Here is a 17699-nt window from a genome sequence, read left to right on the forward strand (position 1 = left end):
GCGACTCGCAGCGGGACCGACCGTATGCGGACATGACCGGGGAGCGACGGACGGTTGTCCATCGCACCACCGGAAGGGGTGAAGAGTCGTAACTTTCACGCGCGGGTCGCGTTTAGTCGCGCTACAGAGGAGTGCGCACGCGCCTCAAGGGGCCGCATGCCCCGAGGAGCCACGCGCCCCGAGGGGTCACATGCCCCAGGGGGCGTCGGCGGTCAGTTCTCGGGATGCACCCACGGGTTGGGCCTGCACACCTTGTCGCCGGTCTTCAGCGTCTTCGTCTGCTGCATCATGACGGGCGCCAACGCGCCGTCCTTGCCGCAGTACTCGTGGTTGTGCCTGAGCCGGTGGCCGACCTCGTGGTTGATGAGCATCTGCCGGTACGGGAGGAGCAGCGCGTCGCCGAAGGTCGGGGAGCCCCCGGCCCACCGGAAGGCGTTGATCATCACGCGTTCGGTGCGCGCGGAGTCGCAGGAGACGTTTCCGGAGAGCGTCTCCAGGTCCGACTTCTGGCACCAGATGTTGGTGGTGACCGGGGAGGCGAGCGTCACCACGAAGTCGGCGCGCGCGTCGGACACCCGCTCGAACGTCATGTCGCCCTTCCCGGCCCAGCTCCGCTTGTCGTTCAGCGTCTTCTGGACGGCCTCCGCGAAGAACTTCCCGTCGAGCCCGAGGTTCTTCTCGACCTCCACGCGGTACGTCTTCTTGATCCCCTTGCCGGGCGCCTTGTCCTCGCCCGGCACGACGTCGAAGGCGTTCGGCCCCTTCGCGTCGGCGTCCATCGGCAGCTTCTGCGCCATGCGCTGTTCGTACGTCAGCACAGTGGCGGGGGCGTTCTTCACCTCGCTGCCCTGCGGTGCGGTGCGGTCCTGGTCGCGCGAGGACCCGCCGGCGAGGTCGCGGTCGGCGACGTGCGGACCGGCCGCCTCGCTCTTGTCCCCGGACTCCGCCTGCGGACCGGTCACCATGACCGCGAGGGCGGCCGTCACCGCGGCGGCGGACACGCCGATGACCGTGCGGGCCAGCCAGCGGCCCGCGCGGGGTGCGGTGCCGTCGGAATCGTCGGCACCCTCCACGAGGGCCTCGGCCTCGTCCCAGTCCGTGACGGCCGCGTAGGGGTCGCGTACGTCACGGGGCGCCGTCGGGTGCACCCTCGGTGCCTCGAACGCCTCCACGAAGTCCCTGCGCGGGCCTGCGGCACGCTGTCCGGGACCCCGCTGCAACGGAACGCGCGCCCCGACGCCGACACCGGCGGGCGGCCTCGGCCGCTCCTGCTCCTGCTCCTGCTCCTGCTCCTGGAGCCGCTGCTGCGGCGCGTACGCCGTGACACCCTGCGGCCCGCCGACCCAGTCGCCGTACCGTCCGCTGCCGGTGTCGGTGTCGATGTCGGTGCCGGTGCCGGTGACGCCCCAGCCGCCCCCCGGCTCACGCTGCTCGGGGTGCCCGCCCCGCACCTGCGGGTCCCGTCCCTGCGGCTGCCGTACCTGCGGCTGCGGGCCTCCCGCGAGGTGGCGCGGCTGGAAACGCGGTGCCGCCCCGGTGTCCCGGACACCGGCTCCGGAGTGTCCAGCACCCTGGACCCTCGGTATCGCTCCCGTGTCGCCGCGGCGGCGTCGCCCCGAGCCGGATGCGGCGGTCGGACCCGTCGCACCTCTGGAGGCGGCACCGCCGCCGGGTATGCCGGGTGTCTCGTCGGCACCCTTCGGTGCGGCACCTCGGCGACTGTGACGTCCCACGCGGCGGATCAGCTCCTAGTTTCTGTCTGTACGAGCCCCAGGAACGCCTCTGCGACCGCCTCGGGGTACTCCATCATCGCTACATGCCCGGCATCCGGAAGAGCCAGGAGCCGGGAATCACGGAACGCGTTCGCGGCCTTACGCGCCATGCGGAAGGACACCAGCCGGTCGCGCCCGCCGTACACCAGCAGGGTCGGTGCGAGCACCCTCTGTGCCTGCTTCCACAGTCCGTGCTGGCCACCGAGGGTGTAAGCGTCCACGATGCCCCGCGCGGAACGGGTCATGGCGTCCCAGAAGTACGGCAGCTCCAGCCGCCTCTCCATCTCGGCGACGGCGGCGCGGAAGCCCTCCTCGGACACCCTCGTGGGATCTCCGTAACAGAGCCCCGTCACTCCCCGGGTGCGCTGCTCCGCCGTCCAGTCGCTGCTGAGCTTCGCGAAGAGCCGGGCCACGCCCGGCACCGCGAGCAGCCCGGTGGGGACGGCGGTCTTCTGCACCCGCAGCTCCGGCAGCGCGGGCGACACCAGGGTCAGCGTGCGCACCAGGTCGGGGCGGACGGCGGCGACACGTGTCGACACCGCGCCGCCCATGGAGTTGCCGAGGAGGTGGACGGGGCCGCGTCCGCTCGCGTCGAGGTAGCGGATGACGGCGCGCGCGTGCCCGGTGATCGAGTAGTTACCGTCGTCGGGCGGCGGGGAGTCACCGAATCCCGGCAGGTCCAGGGCCTCGCTGTCGACGACGCCGTCGAGCAGCGGCATCAGCGCCGACCAGTTCTGCGAGGAACCGCCGAGCCCGTGGACGTACAGGGCGGGCGGCAGGCCCGGCCGCGCCGGGGGCCTGGAGCGGACGGTCAGCGTCAGCCCCGGCAGGGCGACGGAGCGCAGCTCCTCCCCTTCGGCGACCCTGACGGCACTGACCATCGGCAGCGGAGCGGCCGCGGTGCTGGATTCCGGCAGATCGGTCGAGGACATGGCGCCAATGTTACGAGACGATCACGCAGGGGCTCATGTGTTCGCAGTCACAGACGTGCTCGTGTGCACCCCGGACCGCATGGCGCACTCCCCCGCGCACTCCTACGCTCGAAAGAGGACGCGTGCCCGTACATGCCGGGCCGCGCACCGGAAAGGCGGAACACCATGACTGTGGACCCCACCGACCCGGACGACTTCCGCGAGGACGACGACACGACGCCGGACCTCACCCCCGAGACCCCGGAGGCGGACGCCGCCGAGCAGCACACGGACCTCACCCAGCTCACCGACGACCCCCTGCCCACCGACGACCCGGCCTCCGCGAACGCGGCGGACGTCGCTGAACAGGCGCGCGTGGTGGCCCTCGACGAGGACGACTACCGCTGAGGGTGCGCCCTCAAAAAGGTGCTCGCGGGGTGCGCCCACCGCTGAGCGTGCGCCCATGTCCGCATTTCGGCAGCGTGATCGCCCTTCACGCGGTGTCCGCTCCGTGAAATTCTGCGTCCGCACCGCGCACAGGGCGGTTACCCAAAAGTACGATGGCCGCTGCGGCGCACATCACACGGAACAGCCGTGCGGTGAGAGGTCCGTGAAATGGAAAGACATTGGGAGGCGGCGTGACAGCCACCGAGCAGACAGAGGCGGCACGCCCGCGGGGCACCCGCCTGCCACGCCGAGCCCGACGCAACCAGCTCCTGGGCGCTGCCCAGGAAGTCTTCGTGGCGCAGGGTTACCACGCGGCCGCGATGGACGACATCGCCGAGCGCGCCGGAGTCAGCAAGCCGGTGCTCTACCAGCACTTCCCCGGCAAGCTGGATCTCTACCTGGCGCTGTTGGACCAGCACTGCGAGTCACTGCTTCAGGCGGTGCGCACGGCCCTGGCCTCGACGTCCGACAACAAGCTGCGCGTCGCCGCGACGATGGACGCCTACTTCGCGTACGTCCAGGACGAGGGCGGCGCCTTCCGGCTCGTCTTCGAGTCGGACCTGACGAACGAGCCCGCCGTGCGCGAGCGTGTGGACCGGGTCTCGCTCCAGTGCGCGGAGGCGATCAGCGAGGTCATCGCGGAGGACACCGGCCTGTCCAAGGACGAGTCGATGCTGCTGGCCGTCGGTCTGGGCGGAGTCTCCCAGGTGGTGGCGCGCTACTGGCTCTCCAGCGGCAGCACCATCCCCCGGGACCAGGCGGTGCAGCTCCTCACCTCGCTGGCCTGGCGCGGCATCGCGGGCTTCCCGTTGCACGGCACCGACCAGCACTGACGCGATCGGCACCGGCGGGGGCGCGTGTTCGCTCCCGGCGTGGCCCGGAAAGCGGATGACGTCGCCTCGCCGGGCTAATGTGTCTGAACGTACGGCGCGGTGGACCGCGCCGACCCAGATCGTCGGAGGGACATAGCCGTGGAGGTCAAGATCGGCGTGCAGCACGCACCCCGGGAGATCGTTCTGGAGAGCGGGCAGTCTGCCGAGGAGGTCGAGCGCGCGGTGGCCGACGCGCTGGCCGGCAAGGCACAGCTGCTCAGCCTGAACGACGAAAAGGGCCGCAAGGTCCTGGTGCCCGCGGACCGGATCGCCTACGTGGAGATCGGCGAGCAGGCGCAGCGTCGCGTGGGCTTCGGCGCCCTCTAGAACGCGTCACACCAGCCAGAACGCGTCACCCAAGTGCGTACGGCCCGGCGGGATCAACCCGCCGGGCCGTACGCACGTCTGCGTTCGTGAAGGGCCGTTCGTGGTCCGGGGCGCGTGGGGAGGGTTGCATTCCGCGCCCTCCGGGTAAGACGGGCTACGACCCAGTTTGCCCACGTTGCAGTCCCCGTTGCAGTGCAGGAGGGAACCGCGTTGATCCTGGAAGCTCTCGGCTCCGTCGTCCTCGGACTCGCCCTCGCCCTGGCCGCCCTCTCACGGCTGCCCGAACGCCTGCCGTCCCGTCCGCTGGTCCTCACCGCGGGCCTTCTCGGCGCCCTGTTCGGCGGCTGGCTGACGCATGCGGCCGTCGGCCCCGGCCACCCGTTCGCGACCCTGATCGGTGCGGGCACGGTGGGAGCGGTGTCGCTCTCGCTGCTGCTGCGCCCCACGGGAGGCATGCGCCGCCGATCGGCCGCGGCGTAGCGAACGGGGCCCGCCCGGCATCGGACGGGCCCCGCACCTTGCTGCGCCGCCGGCCCGGGCCGACGGCGCTTTTTCACGTACTTTCACGCACTTTCACGTATTCGGCTTTCCCGTACTCAGCACGTTGTTCACGTACGGAGAACGCGCCTCAGGCGGCGAGCCCCAGTGCGGCCATCCGCTTGGTGTGCGCCTCGGTGATGCGGGAGAACATCCGGCCGACCTCCGCGAGGTCGAAGCCGTCCGCCACACCGCCCACCAGCATGGTCGACAGCGAGTCGCGCTCGGCGACCACGCGCTGCGCCTGCGACAGGGCCTCGCCCATCAGACGGCGCGCCCACAGTGCGAGCCGCCCGCCGACGCGGGGGTCGGCCTCGATGGCGGCGCGCACCTTCTCGACGGCGAAGTTGCCGTGCCCGGTGTCGTCGAGGACGGCGAGCACCAGGGAGCGGGTGTCGGTGTCCAGGCGGGCGGCGACCTCGCGGTAGAAGTCACTGGCGATCGAGTCGCCGACATACGCCTTGACCAGGCCCTCCAGCCAGTCCGACGGGGCGGTCAGCCGGTGGAAGTCGTCCAGCGCCTTGGCGAAGGGCTCCATGGCGGCGGTCGGCTCGGTGTCGATCGCCGAGAGGCGGTCGCGCAGGCGCTCGAAGTGGTGGAACTCGGCGGAGGCCATCTTCGCCAGCTCCGCCTTGTCGCCCAGCGTCGGCGCCAGCTTGGCGTCCTCGGCGAGCCGCTCGAAGGCCGCCAGTTCGCCGTACGCGAGGGCGCCGAGGAGGTCGACCACGGCGTCGCGGTAGGTCGGCTCGACGGAGGCCGTCGCCCAGTCCTGGGCGGCGATTCCGGTGGGTGCGGGGGCTTCGGCGGCGGTCGGTTCGGCGGGGGTGTCCGGCGGGGTGTCAGGCGTCTCCATAAAACGCACAATAGCCCGCGCACAGGGGGGCGTAAGGGCCTGGTCAGCGCAGCAGGTGCCACGAGGGGTCGCGGAGTGCACCGGGATCGGGTCTGCACCGCCGCCCCACCATTCCTACGAATTCACCCAACACACATGCGCGAATCCGGGGTACAGTGGTAATGCGCCTGCTGAGCATTCCCCGCGTACGCACCACTGGTGCGCGCGCTCTGTGCAGGCCATCCGAATGAGGATGCCCGGTCGGTGGCCCGATCGGCTCCGACCCGACAGCCCTCCGTGCGGGCGGTGCACAAGCACCACCGCAGACGAGGGAACCCTCAGCGACACGAGCGCTAGAGCAATGGCAGTGGTCCCGCGCCACCCGGTCCTCCCAAGGCCGGATGAGACCCAGGCACGGTACGACCCCCGTTGTTCGCCTTGAGTCGCGTCTCACAGAAGAGGCAGCACCCTGACTACGTTCCGTGACCTCGGCATTCTCTCCGAGACGGCCGAAGCCCTTGAGGCAGTCGGCATCACGTCCCCCTTCCCCATCCAGGAGATGACGCTCCCCGTCGCGCTTTCGGGCAGCGACGTCATCGGCCAGGCCAAGACCGGTACGGGCAAGACCCTCGGTTTCGGTCTGCCGCTCCTTGAGCGCGTCACCGTTCCCGCAGACGTCGAGGCGGGCCGGGCCAAGCCCGAGCAGCTCACCGACGCCCCGCAGGCCCTCGTCGTCGTACCGACCCGCGAGCTGTGCCAGCAGGTCACCAACGACCTCCTCACCGCGGGCAAGGCGCGCAACGTGCGCGTCCTCGCGATCTACGGCGGCCGTGCGTACGAGCCGCAGGTCGAGGCCCTCAAGAAGGGCGTCGACATCATCGTCGGCACCCCGGGCCGCCTGCTCGACCTGGCAGGACAGAAGAAGCTCGATCTGTCCCACATCCGCGCCCTCGTCCTCGACGAGGCCGACGAGATGCTGGACCTCGGCTTCCTGCCGGACGTCGAGCGCATCATGAACATGCTGCCGCCCAAGCGGCAGACCATGCTCTTCTCCGCGACCATGCCCGGCGCCGTCATCGGCCTGGCCCGTCGCTACATGTCGCAGCCCACGCACATCAGCGCCACCTCGCCGGACGACGAGGGCGCGACCGTCAAGAACATCGCGCAGCACGTCTTCCGCGCCCACAACATGGACAAGCCGGAGCTCGTCTCCCGCATCCTCCAGGCCGACGGCCGCGGCCTCGCGATGATCTTCTGCCGTACGAAGCGGACCGCCGCGGACATCGCCGAGCAGCTGGAGAAGCGCGGCTTCGCGTCCGGCGCCGTGCACGGCGACCTCGGCCAGGGCGCCCGCGAGCAGGCGCTGCGCGCCTTCCGCAACGGCAAGGTCGACGTGCTGGTCTGCACCGACGTCGCCGCTCGCGGCATCGACGTCGAGGGCGTGACGCACGTCATCAACTACCAGACCCCCGAGGACGAGAAGACCTACCTGCACCGCGTGGGCCGCACCGGCCGCGCGGGCAACAAGGGCATCGCCGTCACCCTCGTGGACTGGGACGACATCCCGCGCTGGAAGCTCATCAACAAGGCGCTGGACCTGCCCTTCGACGAGCCGGAGGAGACGTACTCCACGTCTCCCCACCTCTACGAGATCCTCTCCATCCCCAGCGGCACGAAGGGCATACTGCCCCGGGCCGACCGCACCCGCGCCGGACTGCGCGCGGAAGAGGTCGAGGACCTGGGCGAGACGGGCGGCCGAGGCCGCAAGTCGGCTCCGGCCGCCGCGGCCGCCGCTGTCGTCGAGGACCGCCCGGCCCGTACGCGCACCCCGCGCCAGCGGCGCAGGACGCGCGGCGGCTCGGACCTCGGGGCGGACGCCGTCGAGACGCCCGTGACCGAAGCTCCGGTCACTCCGGCCGAGACTCCGGACGCCGTCGAGGGTGCCGAGGCGCGGACGCCGCGTCGTCGTCGCCGGACGCGGGCGGTGGTCCCTTCGACCGCCGCTTCGACCGCCACCGCGGTGGCGGAGGCTCCCGTCGTCGCCGAGGCGGTAGAGGTGTCCGAGGCCGTCGAGGCCCCGAAGGCGCGTACCCGTACGCGCAGCCGGGCCGCGAAGGCGACCGAGGTCTCCGAGGCCGTCACGACCGTGGAGGTGGCGAAGGCCGTCGAGGCCGCTCCCGCGAAGAAGGCCGTACGGAAGCGGACCGTCAAGGTCACCGCTCCGGCGCCGGAGGCCGACGAGCTCCCGGCGAAGCGCCCCACCCGGACCCGCGCGCCGCGCGCCAAGTCCGCACCGGTCGCCGAGGCGACGCAGGTGGTCGAGGCGCCGGTACGTCCGCGACTGAAGCGTCCGGTGCGGGCGCGGGTGTCGGCGGAGCCGGAGGTCGACTTCCAGATGGCCCCGATGCCGGAGCCCGAGCCGACGCGCCCGCTCCGCCGGACGGCGTCGACGCGTTCGTCGTCGGCGAAGCCGAAGGTGGAGAAGGCTACGGCTTCCGCCGATGGCGCGGAGGCGAAGCCGAGGCGGCGACGCGCCCCGCGCAAGCCCGCGGAGAGCTGATCCGAAGTACGTCCTGGTGGCCCCGTTCCCCTCGCAGGGGGGCGGGGCCACCGGCGTGTCCGCGGGAGGGGCGGGACGGCCCCGTCGCAGGCGAACCGGGGTGCGGGGCGCCGGAGGGCCGGGGAGGGGCGGCGGTAGCCTCGGGGGATGAGTAGGCCGTCGAGTTTCACGCCGCCCCCCGGCGTCCACGCCACCCCCCTCCGCACGGAGCGCGGCACCTTCGCCGTACTGGAAGCCGTACCGGACACCGGGACGCCGCGCGGCACCGTCCTGCTGCTGCCGGGGTTCACCGGGAGCAAGGAGGACTTCATCGCCGTTCTGCGCCCCCTCGCCGAGGCCGGTCACCGCGCCGTCGCCGTGGACGGCCGAGGACAGTACGAGTCCGAAGGTCCACGAGAGGACGAATCCCCTTACGCGCAAGGGGAGTTGGCACTCGACGTCCTCGCGCAGGCCGAAGCCCTGGGCGGCGGAGGCCCCCTCCACCTCCTCGGCCACTCCCTCGGCGGCCAGATCGCCCGCGCCGCCGCGATCCTCGATCCGGCCCCGTTCCGCTCGCTGACGCTCATGTCGTCGGGCCCCGCCGAGGTCGACCCGGTGCAGCAGCAGAAGATCGCACTGCTCTCCGAGGCCCTCGGCTTCATGGGCATGGGCGAGGTCTGGGACGCCATGCAGGCCATGGAAGCCCCGGCCCCGGAGGAGGCGAAGGAGGCGGCGGCGGAGTCGCACGACACGGAGCTGGAGGCCGCGCTGCGACGTCGCTGGCTGATGCACAGCCCGGCCCAGTTGACCGCGACCGGGCGCGCGCTCACCCGGGAGCCCGACCGGGTCGCCGAGCTGCGCGCCACCGGGCTGCCCCTGCACGTCGTGTCCGGGACGGTGGACGACACCTGGCCGGTCCCGCTCCTCGACGACATGGCCGTACGCCTCGACGCGCACCGCACCGTGATCAAGGACTCGGGCCACTCCCCCAACACCGACAACCCGGGGGAGACGGCTCAAGCCCTCGTCGACTTCTGGTCGCGGTGCTAGTACTGCGACTGGAGGTGCTGCCAGAACCCGTCCCGCAGCGAACGCCGCAGGTCGGAGTGGCCCCGCAGGGAGCGCTGGAGCATGCGCTCGGCCTCGACCAGCAGCTCTTGGTCGACCGGGCCGGGAAGGTAGGGCCGCCCCGGCAGGAGTTCGCCCAGCTCCTGCCGCCCCCGCTCGGACAGCCACTTCGCGGCGATCTGGGCGCCCAGGAAGCGGACCTCCTCGCGCTTGGGCGTGGGGCCGTTCTCCTGCTCGTACGTGGAGACCGGGCGGCGCGTGACGTACGGCTTGCAGAAGTCGAGGTCGAAGGTGCGCTGGCTGTCGACCTCCCAGAGCAGCGGCTCGGCCTGGTTGCGGCCGTCACCGGCCTCGATGCCCCAGAGGTGGACGCGCGCCCCGTAGCCCTGCGCCGCCTCGACCGCCGAGACGAGGTCCTCGTCGCCACCGACCAGCGCCGCGTCACTGATCGCGCGGTGTCTGGCGAGGGATTCGAGGTCCGTGCGGATCAGGGAGTCGACGCCCTTCTGCTGGTTGTTGGCGTTGAGGTTGCCGAGGCGGACCTTGACGTCGGGGAGTTCGGCGATGGACTGCTGCTCGGTGGTGTGGATGCGGCGCCGCGCACCGTCGTACCAGTACACGCGCAGCAGTCGGCTGTCCGCGAAGATGGTGCGCGCCTTGTCGATGAATGCCTCGATCAGGCCCTCGGCGTCCAGGTCGAAGGAACGCCGGTCCTCGGTGCCGGTGACCAGCAGTCCGGCCGCCGCGTAGACGTAGCCCGCGTCCACGAAGATCGCGTGGGTGGAGGGTGTCTTGGCGACCTCGGCGAGCATGCGGGTGAGCAGCTCGTTGGTGCGGTCCAGGCGGGCGGAGATCCTGGCGAGGTCGGTGGGGTCTTGGGAGCCCGAAGGCTGTGCGTCGTCCATACGGGTCCCATTGTCCGGGGCTCCTCGACCGCCGCACAACCGGTGTCGCGTCCCGGTCGTACCACCGCTCTACCGATGGGTAGTTAGCCTCACGAAAATTTTCCTTAGTGTAGGGAATCTTTTCGGGGAGAGGCTCGTTGTACCCCTTGGAACGCAACAGCGACACCGCTCACGCGTGCCCCTTACATTCACCCCAGTTCTCCAGCAGGAGGATCAGACGAAGGGAGAAGCGCATGCGCTTCGAAATCATGCGCCTGGACGATGTGGACGGCTCCGCCGTCGACAGCACCGTCGTGGACGCCGCCTCCGTCAACCGGATCGTGCAGCAGGCCGCAGCGATCGGCCAGCGCATCTACATCCGCCCGGCCGACACCTCGGCCTCGTAACACGTAAGACGACGCAAGACGACGTAGTGGATTGACGCGAGAAAGCGCCCCTGTGCAGTAGTCGCACGGGGGCGCTTTCCGTATCCGCGCGTACGGACCTCTCGGCCGCGTCCGCGACGACGGGCCTCAGCCGCCCCGGATGACCTGCGTGACGCCGTTGATGATCTGCTGCACGGCCAGCGCGGAGAGCATCATGCCCGCGAGCCGGGTCACGAGCACCACACCGCCCTCCTTGATCACGCGGATGATCACCAGCGAGAAGCGCATCGCCAGCCACAGCACCAGGTGCATCGCGATGATGGCCGCCCAGACCGAGATCTGACCGGTGACGGTGCTGTTGTGCTGCACGGCGAGGATGACCGAGACGATCGCGCCGGGCCCGGCGAGCAGCGGCATGCCCAGCGGCACGAGGGCGATGTTGACGTCCTTGGTCTGGGTGGGCTCCTCGTTCTTGCCGGTGAGCAGGTCGAGCGCGATGAGCAGCAGGAGCAGTCCGCCCGCGATCATCAGCGCGGGGATGGAGATGTGCAGGTAGTCCAGGATCTGCTGGCCGATGATCCCGAAGACGGTGATCACGCCGAAGGCGACGGCGACGGCCTGCCAGGCCATCCGGCGCTGCACCTTGGCGGGGCGGCCGGAGGTCAGCCCGAGGAAGATCGGGGTGATTCCCGGGGGGTCCATGATCACGAAGAGCGTGAGGAACAGGGAGCCGAAGACGGCGAAGTCGAGCACAGGAGAGCCTTGCGAGTCAGGGCCGTGCAGGCGGGTGCGGGCGCACGCGGGCACGGCTCCGTACGGAACATGAGGGGGTGAGGTGTTTGTCGTACGACACCGGGGAGCCCGGCGTCGGCAGGCGCGCTCGGGGCGAACGGGTGCCCCGGCGAAATCGGCGTCCCGGGAACCGGGACGCGCCGCCCTACGCGCGCGGGCGTCCGCCCGCGCCCGGCACCGGGAAGGCGCCGGTCGCACGGCGGGTGATCTCGCCGTAGACGTCGGGGTGGGTGGTGTAGTCCCCGAGCCGGACGGTCTTGCGGGAGCCGTGGTAGTCGCTGGAGCCGGTGACCAGGAGGTCGTGCTCGGCGGCGAACGCACGCAGGCGGGCCCGGTCGGACTCGTCGTGGTCCATGTGGTCGACCTCGATGCCGTCGAGACCGGCGGCGGCCAGCTCGGCGATCGAGGTCAGCGGCACCGTGTCGCCGCGCTTGGCGGCGCCGGGGTGCGCGAAGACGGTGACGCCGCCCGCCGCCTTGACCAGGCGGATGGCGGTGAAGGGGTCGAGCTCGTGCTTGTCGACGTAGGCCCGGCCGTCGTTGGCCAGCCAGTGGGAGGTGAAGGCGGCGGAGACGTCCTCGACCACGCCCAGCTCGACGAGCGCCTCGGCGATGTGCGGGCGGCCGAGGGAGGCGTCGCCTGCGATGCGGGCGACCTGCTCCCAGGTGATCGGGACGCCCAGCCCCTGGAGCTTGGCGACCATGCCCCGGGCGCGCGGCACCCGGTCGTCGCGCACGAGCTCGCGTTCGCGGGCGAACTCGGGCTCCTCGGGGTCGAAGAGGTAGGCCAGCAGGTGCATGCCGGTGCCGTCGAGGCGGCAGGAGATCTCGGCGCCGGTGACGAGGGTCAGACCCTCGGGGAGGTGCGCGACGGCCTCCGCGTGGCCGCGTACCGAGTCGTGGTCGGTGAGGGCGACGACGTCGAGCCCCGCGAGCGCCGCGTTGCGGACGAGTTCGGCGGGGGTGTCCGTGCCGTCGGATGCCGTGGAGTGGGTGTGCAGGTCGATGCGCACGCGCTTGGCTCCAGGGGGCAGGACGGACAGAGGGGACGTTCAAGGGTAACTGGGATTCGCACACTCCCAGGTCACGCGCCGCGACTCCCCGGCCAATCCCCTGGCCCTCCCGGCCAGACCCTGGGAATCCCAGGCCATATCCGGTGTCTTACGACAGGATCCTCGGCGACAGCGCCCCGCACGGCAGCAGCTCCACCTCGGCCCCGGCATCCCGCAGATCGGTCAGCACCAGTTCGTCGTACATCAGCAGCCCGGACTGCTCCGGCCAGACGATCGCCCACAGCCACAGTCCGCGCGCCTCGCCCGCGAAGACCGCACGGTCGGCGGGCGTGCCGGTGACGTGCCAGAGCGGGGTGGGGCGTCCGGCGGCGAGGACCTTGGTCTGCGGAGGCTTCTCCATGGCGATGTGCGCGCCGGGGTCCGGGCCGTCGATGCCCGCGTATCTCGCCCCGAGGCCGACGCCCAGTTCCTCGGCCACCAGCAGGAGTTCGCCGAATCCGCCGAGCGGCCCGGGGCCCGAGCAGGCCACCGCCGTCGCCCGTCCGCCGCTGCGGTCGTCGCCCGCGTACGCGATCCCGCTGAAGAGCCAGCCGACCGGCAGGGGCCACGGCATCCAGACGGGCACCTCCGCGCGGCTGACCGCGACGGAGAGCGCTTCGACGCTGGGCGGCAGCACCGGCTGGAGCGGATGCACCACCCCGTGCGCGGAACACTGCCAGGTGTCGGCGAAGAGACCGGGCGCCCTGACCCGGCCTCCGCACTTCGGGCAACTGGGTTCGCCCCTCATAGCGCCCAACAGTCCTCCCCGGTCGTCGCCGCGTCAAGGACGATCACCCGTCCGCCGTACGCCGCTTCCCGACGCCCGTCCTGCCGCGCTCCCTCGATGTCTCCCCGCCCTCCCACCAGCCAAAACTAGATGTAACTTGCATTCTTTAGGTCTCCTAACTTATTGTTTGTATATCGCAACGATCTAGCGGAGAGCGAGAGCAGCCATGCAGCAGGGTGAGGGCGAGGGAGAAGCCCCCGAAGCCGCCCCCAGCGACTCATTCGCCGAAGGCGCGGGCAACATCCTGCGCCAGCCGAAGGCGGTCTGGGCGACGGCCGGAGCGTCCGTCGTCGCCTTCATGGGCATCGGGCTCGTCGACCCGATCCTCCCGTCCATAGCCGAGGGCCTGAGCGCGTCCCCCAGCCAGGTGTCGCTGCTCTTCACCTCGTACTTCCTGATCACCGCCGTCGCGATGCTGGTCACCGGCTTCGTCTCCAGCCGGATCGGCGGCCGGAAGACCTTGCTCGCCGGACTCGCCCTGGTCGTCGTCTTCGCCGCGCTCTCCGGCACCTCGGGATCGGTCGGCGAGCTGGTCGGCTTCCGCGCCGGGTGGGGCCTGGGCAACGCGCTCTTCGTGTCGACGTCGCTCGCCGTGATCGTCGGAGCCGCGGCCGGCGGCAGCGCCGCCGCGATCCTGCTGTACGAATCGGCGCTGGGCCTGGGCATGGCGTGCGGCCCGCTGCTCGGCGCGGCCCTCGGCAACGCGAGCTGGCGCTACCCGTTCTTCGGCACCGCCGCCCTGATGGCCGTCGGCTTCCTCTGCATCACCGCGTTCCTGAAGGAGCAGCCGAAGCCCGCGAAGAAGACCTCGTTGCTGGACCCGGTCAAGGCGCTGGGCCACGGCGGTCTGGCCTCCGTCGCCGCTTCGGCCTTCTTCTACAACTACGCGTTCTTCACCGTGCTGGCCTTCACCCCGTTCGTGCTGGACATGACGCCGTACACGTCGGGTGCGGTCTTCTTCGCCTGGGGCCTGCTGCTCGCGGTCTTCTCGGTGCTGGTCGCCCCCCGGATGCAGAAGCGGTTCGGCTCCCTGAAGGTGCTGGGCGGCTCGTTGCTCCTGCTCGCCGTCGACCTGCTGGTCCTGGGCTACGGCAACCACACCATGGCCGTCGTCTGCACGATCGTCTCCGGCGCGTTCATCGGCGTGAACAACACCGTCTACACGGAGCTGGCGCTCGGCGTCTCGGACGCTCCCCGGCCGGTGGCCAGCGCGGGCTACAACTTCGTCCGCTGGTTCGCCGCGGCTGCCGCCCCCTTCCTCGCCCCGAAGATCGAGGAGTGGAGCGACATCCACATCCCGTTCGTCGTCGCCTCCGTCACGGCGGTGCTCGGCGCGGTCGTCGTCCTGGTCCGCCGCAAGGCCCTCACCCACGAGGCCGAGGAACTCCGGCCGGTGCACGCCACCGAGGACGGCGTGACGGTCTTCGCCAACTGACCTCCCGCTCCCCCACCCCGCGAACCGCCCCGCCCCACGGCATCCCCCTCCCCGCCGTGCGGCGGGGCTTCCAGCTGTTTCCCCGGGGTGTTGCCCGTTTCCCGTTCCGCCGGGCGACAGCGGGGGTCTGGCCGGGGACGCGGCGCGCACCCCACTGTCGTCACGCAGGACACCGTACGAAGGGGAAGCGCATGAAGAAGCTGTTCACCGCCCTGGCCGCGGCCACCCTGGCCCTCGGGCTCGGCATCGGCACCGCGGAGGCCACCGCACCCGCCGCGGCGCCACAGGCCGCCGCCTACAACTGCGGCTGGTACTACGGCACCGAACTCACCGTCCGAGGCCACTCCGGCGACCGGGTCCGCGAGGTGCAGTGCCTGCTGGAGCACTGGGGCTTCAACGTCGGCCCGACGGGGGTGGACGGAAAGTTCGGCACGAACACCGAGGGAGCCGTGCGCCAGTTCCAGGGCTGGTACGGCGGGCTGGCCGTCGACGGCAAGGTGGGGGTGAACACCTGGGCGGCGCTGCGGAGTTAGCACGGGGTTCACGGGGGCGGGGCCCGGCCGGAGTGACCACCGGCCGGGCCCTTCGCGCATCGGCCCCTTCGCGTGTCGGCCCCTTCGCGTGCCGAGTCCCTTCGCGCGCCGAGCCCCTTCGCGTGCCGACCGCGCCCCGCCCCGTACCGCAGTCGAACTCAGCAGCGAATTCAGGCCCTTCTGCGCAGGGCCCCGGCGGCGCGGCCTCAGTCCAGAGTGACGCCCGCGCGCAGCGGATCGCGCAGGTCGGTGCCGTACGAGAGCCAGCGCTCCTGGAGTTCCTGCGCGCCCTTCACGCGCTTCCAGGCGGCCTCGTTCGGCGTCATCGGCAGGAGCGGCAGGAAGCGGACCGGGTCCATCGGGCCGTCCAGCTCCAGGTCCTCCACGAGACCGCCGCCCTCCGCCACGAGTACGGACTGGAAGGGCGCGGCGGGCCACAGCGGTTCGCCCACCTCAAGGGACGCACCCGGTGCCACGACCAGGCCCTCCACCTGCGGTGAAGCCGCCAGTACGGCGAGCGGGCGGAGCGCCTTGTCGGTGTCCGCGAGCCCGGCCCGCACCGACAGGACCAGCTCCGCGCGCGGGCCCTTCACCGGGTCGGCGAGGGCGGCGGTGGGGTCGGTCATCGGGGCCGCGGACATGCCGAGGGTGGCGTACCGGACGATGTCGCCGTCCAGGAAACGCAGGACCTCGATCCGGTCCGTACCGAGGAACGTGACGGCGGCGCGCGCGTCCGGTTCGCCCAAGGCGGTCCGCAGTCGGGCTTCTACCAGCGCAAGAACATCTCCCATGGTCCGCGAGCATAGGCCGCGTATGGAACGGGCAAAGGCGGGCCGTGGCGGGGCTTGACACCGGGGACGGCTGGTAGCCTGGGCCGCTGAATCGGGACAGCACGCAGAAGCGTTGCTTTCCAGTCCCGAGGAGACGTCGTCCCCCACGGGGGACCGGCCGGAGGAGGTGGGGCTGCGGTGGATCGAAGTCGACCCGGTAGTACCAACCGCTCTTCCGTACCCCCTCTGACACACGCGGTCTGAATCCGACGCACGCGGTCCGAGGCTTCGTGCCCGGCCCCCGGAGCACCGAAACACCGTGACCTCCACGGTTCCAGGGGTTTCACGCGAGGTTCCGCAGAACCCGGCGGGCACGACGGAAGAGCACTTCACCCTCACCTGATTTGCCTGATCCGTGTCTGAGCGAACGCCGTCACCGCGACCTCGCGGTGCCGCCCGCTTTGCCGACGTGCACGCACCTGCCACAGCGCCGTGGCGCCGCACGTCTCCATTCCGGGCAGTGCCACGCACCCGCCGACGGCTTCTCCGTGAAGGAGCCCGTCATGTCGATGATCCGTGACCTGCGCGCAGTGGTACGCCCGTCCCTGCGCAAGAGCCCCACCGTCTACGCCAACTACGACGCCACCCGCGACCACTCCGCGAGCAGTGCCGTCGTCGACTGCGCCGTCTACCGCGACGGCCGCCGCACGAAGGAGTGCGCGACCCCGCACGAGGCGATGATCCGCGTACGGGAGTCCGGCGGTTTCGCCTGGATCGGCCTGCACGAGCCGACCGAGGCGGAGTTCGCGGGCATCGCGGCCGAGTTCGGGCTGCACCCGCTGGCGGTCGAGGACGCGGTGCACGCGCACCAGCGGCCGAAGCTGGAGCGGTACGACGACACCCTCTTCACCGTCTTCAAGACCATTCACTACGTGGAGCACACCGAACTGACCGCGACCAGCCAGGTCGTGGAGACCGGCGAGGTGATGTGCTTCACCGGCCGGGACTTCGTGATCACCGTCCGGCACGGGGGCCAGGGCTCGCTGCGGGCGCTGCGGCACCGGCTCCAGGACGATCCGGAGCTGCTGGCGAAGGGGCCTTCGGCAGTTCTGCACTCGATCGCGGACCACGTCGTCGACGGGTACATCGCGGTCGCCTCGGCCGTCCAGGACGACATCGACGAGGTGGAGATCGACGTGTTCTCGGCCCCGGCGAAGGGGAGTTCGCGAGGGGCGGACGCGGGGCGGATCTACCAGCTGAAGCGCGAGGTGCTGGAGTTCAAGCGGGCCGTCGCTCCGCTCCTGCGCCCCATGCAGCAGCTCAGCGAGCGGCCGATGCGGTTGGTCGACCCCGACATCCAGAAGTACTTCCGCGACGTGGCGGACCACCTGGCGCGAGTGCACGAGCAGGTGGTGGGGTTCGACGAGCTGCTGAACTCGATCCTCCAGGCGAACCTGGCGCAGGCGACGGTGGCACAGAACGAGGACATGCGGAAGATCACGTCGTGGGCGGCGATCGTGGCCGTGCCGACGATGATCTGCGGTGTGTACGGCATGAACTTCGACCACATGCCGGAGCTGCACTGGAAGTACGGGTACGCGATGGTGCTCGGGGGGATCGCGGTGGTGTGTCTGGGGATTCACCGGGCGCTGAAGCGGAACGGGTGGCTGTAGGGGGGTCGGCGCGGGTGGCGGGTGGCCGGGGGCGCGAGGGGGACGGGGTCGGGGTGCCCGCCGCAGGCGGACCCGGAAGCGGC

18 protein-coding genes are annotated in these 17699 nt (G+C 71.1%); 10 read left to right on the forward strand and 8 right to left on the reverse strand.

The window, feature by feature from the left end; translation table 11 throughout:
* Positions 1-212: 212 nt before the first annotated feature.
* Positions 213-1733, reverse strand: coding sequence for a DUF3152 domain-containing protein (locus OG897_RS23355; RefSeq protein ID WP_266659143.1), 1521 nt, complete (start codon positions 1731-1733; stop codon positions 213-215).
* 8 nt (positions 1734-1741) lie between these two features.
* Positions 1742-2704: an alpha/beta fold hydrolase gene (locus tag OG897_RS23360; RefSeq protein ID WP_266659144.1), complete on the reverse strand. Its 963-nt coding sequence runs from the start codon at positions 2702-2704 to the stop codon at positions 1742-1744.
* Positions 2705-2869: 165 nt separating this feature from the next.
* On the opposite strand from OG897_RS23360, the gene OG897_RS23365 reads away from it, so the two are divergent.
* From OG897_RS23365 to OG897_RS23380, 4 genes are all read left to right on the forward strand, one after another.
* On the forward strand, positions 2870-3091 hold the full coding sequence (locus OG897_RS23365) for a hypothetical protein (protein ID WP_266659145.1): 222 nt from the start codon (positions 2870-2872) through the stop codon (positions 3089-3091).
* 230 nt (positions 3092-3321) lie between these two features.
* Complete coding sequence (locus tag OG897_RS23370; protein WP_266659146.1) at positions 3322-3963, forward strand: TetR/AcrR family transcriptional regulator; 642 nt, start codon at positions 3322-3324, stop codon at positions 3961-3963.
* A gap of 138 nt (positions 3964-4101) precedes the next feature.
* The gene (locus OG897_RS23375; RefSeq protein WP_266659147.1) at positions 4102-4329 is read left to right on the forward strand and encodes a DUF3107 domain-containing protein; all 228 of its coding nucleotides are present in this window, start codon (positions 4102-4104) and stop codon (positions 4327-4329) included.
* Between the two features lie 210 nt (positions 4330-4539).
* Entirely contained in the window at positions 4540-4809 is a 270-nt protein-coding gene (locus OG897_RS23380) for a hypothetical protein (protein ID WP_266659148.1), read from the forward strand.
* Positions 4810-4957: 148 nt separating this feature from the next.
* Here OG897_RS23380 and OG897_RS23385 read toward each other — a convergent pair whose 3' ends face one another.
* The gene (locus tag OG897_RS23385; protein WP_266659149.1) at positions 4958-5719 is read right to left on the reverse strand and encodes a ferritin-like fold-containing protein; all 762 of its coding nucleotides are present in this window, start codon (positions 5717-5719) and stop codon (positions 4958-4960) included.
* Positions 5720-6257: 538 nt separating this feature from the next.
* Here OG897_RS23385 and OG897_RS23390 point away from each other — a divergent pair.
* Both OG897_RS23390 and OG897_RS23395 read left to right on the forward strand, forming a co-directional pair.
* Positions 6258-8258: a DEAD/DEAH box helicase gene (locus tag OG897_RS23390; RefSeq protein ID WP_266659150.1), complete on the forward strand. Its 2001-nt coding sequence runs from the start codon at positions 6258-6260 to the stop codon at positions 8256-8258.
* Between the two features lie 147 nt (positions 8259-8405).
* On the forward strand, positions 8406-9287 hold the full coding sequence (locus OG897_RS23395) for an alpha/beta fold hydrolase (RefSeq protein ID WP_266659151.1): 882 nt from the start codon (positions 8406-8408) through the stop codon (positions 9285-9287).
* Here OG897_RS23395 and OG897_RS23400 read toward each other — a convergent pair.
* The gene (locus tag OG897_RS23400; RefSeq protein WP_266659152.1) at positions 9284-10210 is read right to left on the reverse strand and encodes an NYN domain-containing protein; all 927 of its coding nucleotides are present in this window, start codon (positions 10208-10210) and stop codon (positions 9284-9286) included. The genes OG897_RS23395 and OG897_RS23400 overlap by 4 nt on opposite strands.
* 233 nt (positions 10211-10443) lie before the next feature.
* On the opposite strand from OG897_RS23400, the gene OG897_RS23405 reads away from it, so the two are divergent.
* Positions 10444-10596, forward strand: a complete 153-nt coding sequence (locus tag OG897_RS23405) for a hypothetical protein (RefSeq protein ID WP_266659153.1) — start codon at positions 10444-10446, stop codon at positions 10594-10596.
* Between the two features lie 126 nt (positions 10597-10722).
* Here the strand turns inward: OG897_RS23405 and OG897_RS23410 are convergent, their stop codons facing one another.
* The 3 genes from OG897_RS23410 to OG897_RS23420 all read right to left on the reverse strand — a co-directional run bounded on the left by OG897_RS23410 (position 10723) and on the right by OG897_RS23420 (position 13166).
* Positions 10723-11328 (reverse strand): MarC family protein, encoded by a 606-nt coding sequence (locus OG897_RS23410; protein ID WP_266659154.1) that lies wholly within the window; start codon positions 11326-11328, stop codon positions 10723-10725.
* 184 nt (positions 11329-11512) lie between these two features.
* Positions 11513-12379 (reverse strand): PHP domain-containing protein, encoded by an 867-nt coding sequence (locus OG897_RS23415; RefSeq protein ID WP_266659155.1) that lies wholly within the window; start codon positions 12377-12379, stop codon positions 11513-11515.
* A gap of 148 nt (positions 12380-12527) precedes the next feature.
* Complete coding sequence (locus OG897_RS23420) at positions 12528-13166, reverse strand: DUF6758 family protein (RefSeq protein WP_266659156.1); 639 nt, start codon at positions 13164-13166, stop codon at positions 12528-12530.
* Between the two features lie 205 nt (positions 13167-13371).
* On the opposite strand from OG897_RS23420, the gene OG897_RS23425 reads away from it, so the two are divergent.
* Both OG897_RS23425 and OG897_RS23430 read left to right on the forward strand, forming a co-directional pair.
* Positions 13372-14640 (forward strand): MFS transporter, encoded by a 1269-nt coding sequence (locus OG897_RS23425; protein WP_266659157.1) that lies wholly within the window; start codon positions 13372-13374, stop codon positions 14638-14640.
* A 191-nt stretch (positions 14641-14831) separates the two neighbouring features.
* Positions 14832-15173, forward strand: a complete 342-nt coding sequence (locus OG897_RS23430; protein ID WP_266659158.1) for a peptidoglycan-binding protein — start codon at positions 14832-14834, stop codon at positions 15171-15173.
* Positions 15174-15379: 206 nt separating this feature from the next.
* Here the strand turns inward: OG897_RS23430 and OG897_RS23435 are convergent, their stop codons facing one another.
* Positions 15380-15964: a suppressor of fused domain protein gene (locus OG897_RS23435; RefSeq protein WP_266659159.1), complete on the reverse strand. Its 585-nt coding sequence runs from the start codon at positions 15962-15964 to the stop codon at positions 15380-15382.
* A gap of 542 nt (positions 15965-16506) precedes the next feature.
* On the opposite strand from OG897_RS23435, the gene OG897_RS23440 reads away from it, so the two are divergent.
* On the forward strand, positions 16507-17616 hold the full coding sequence (locus OG897_RS23440) for a magnesium and cobalt transport protein CorA (RefSeq protein ID WP_266659160.1): 1110 nt from the start codon (positions 16507-16509) through the stop codon (positions 17614-17616).
* Positions 17617-17699: the final 83 nt, after the last annotated feature.

The organism is Streptomyces sp. NBC_00237 (genome assembly GCF_026342435.1).
Taxonomy (GTDB): Bacteria; Actinomycetota; Actinomycetes; order Streptomycetales; family Streptomycetaceae; genus Streptomyces.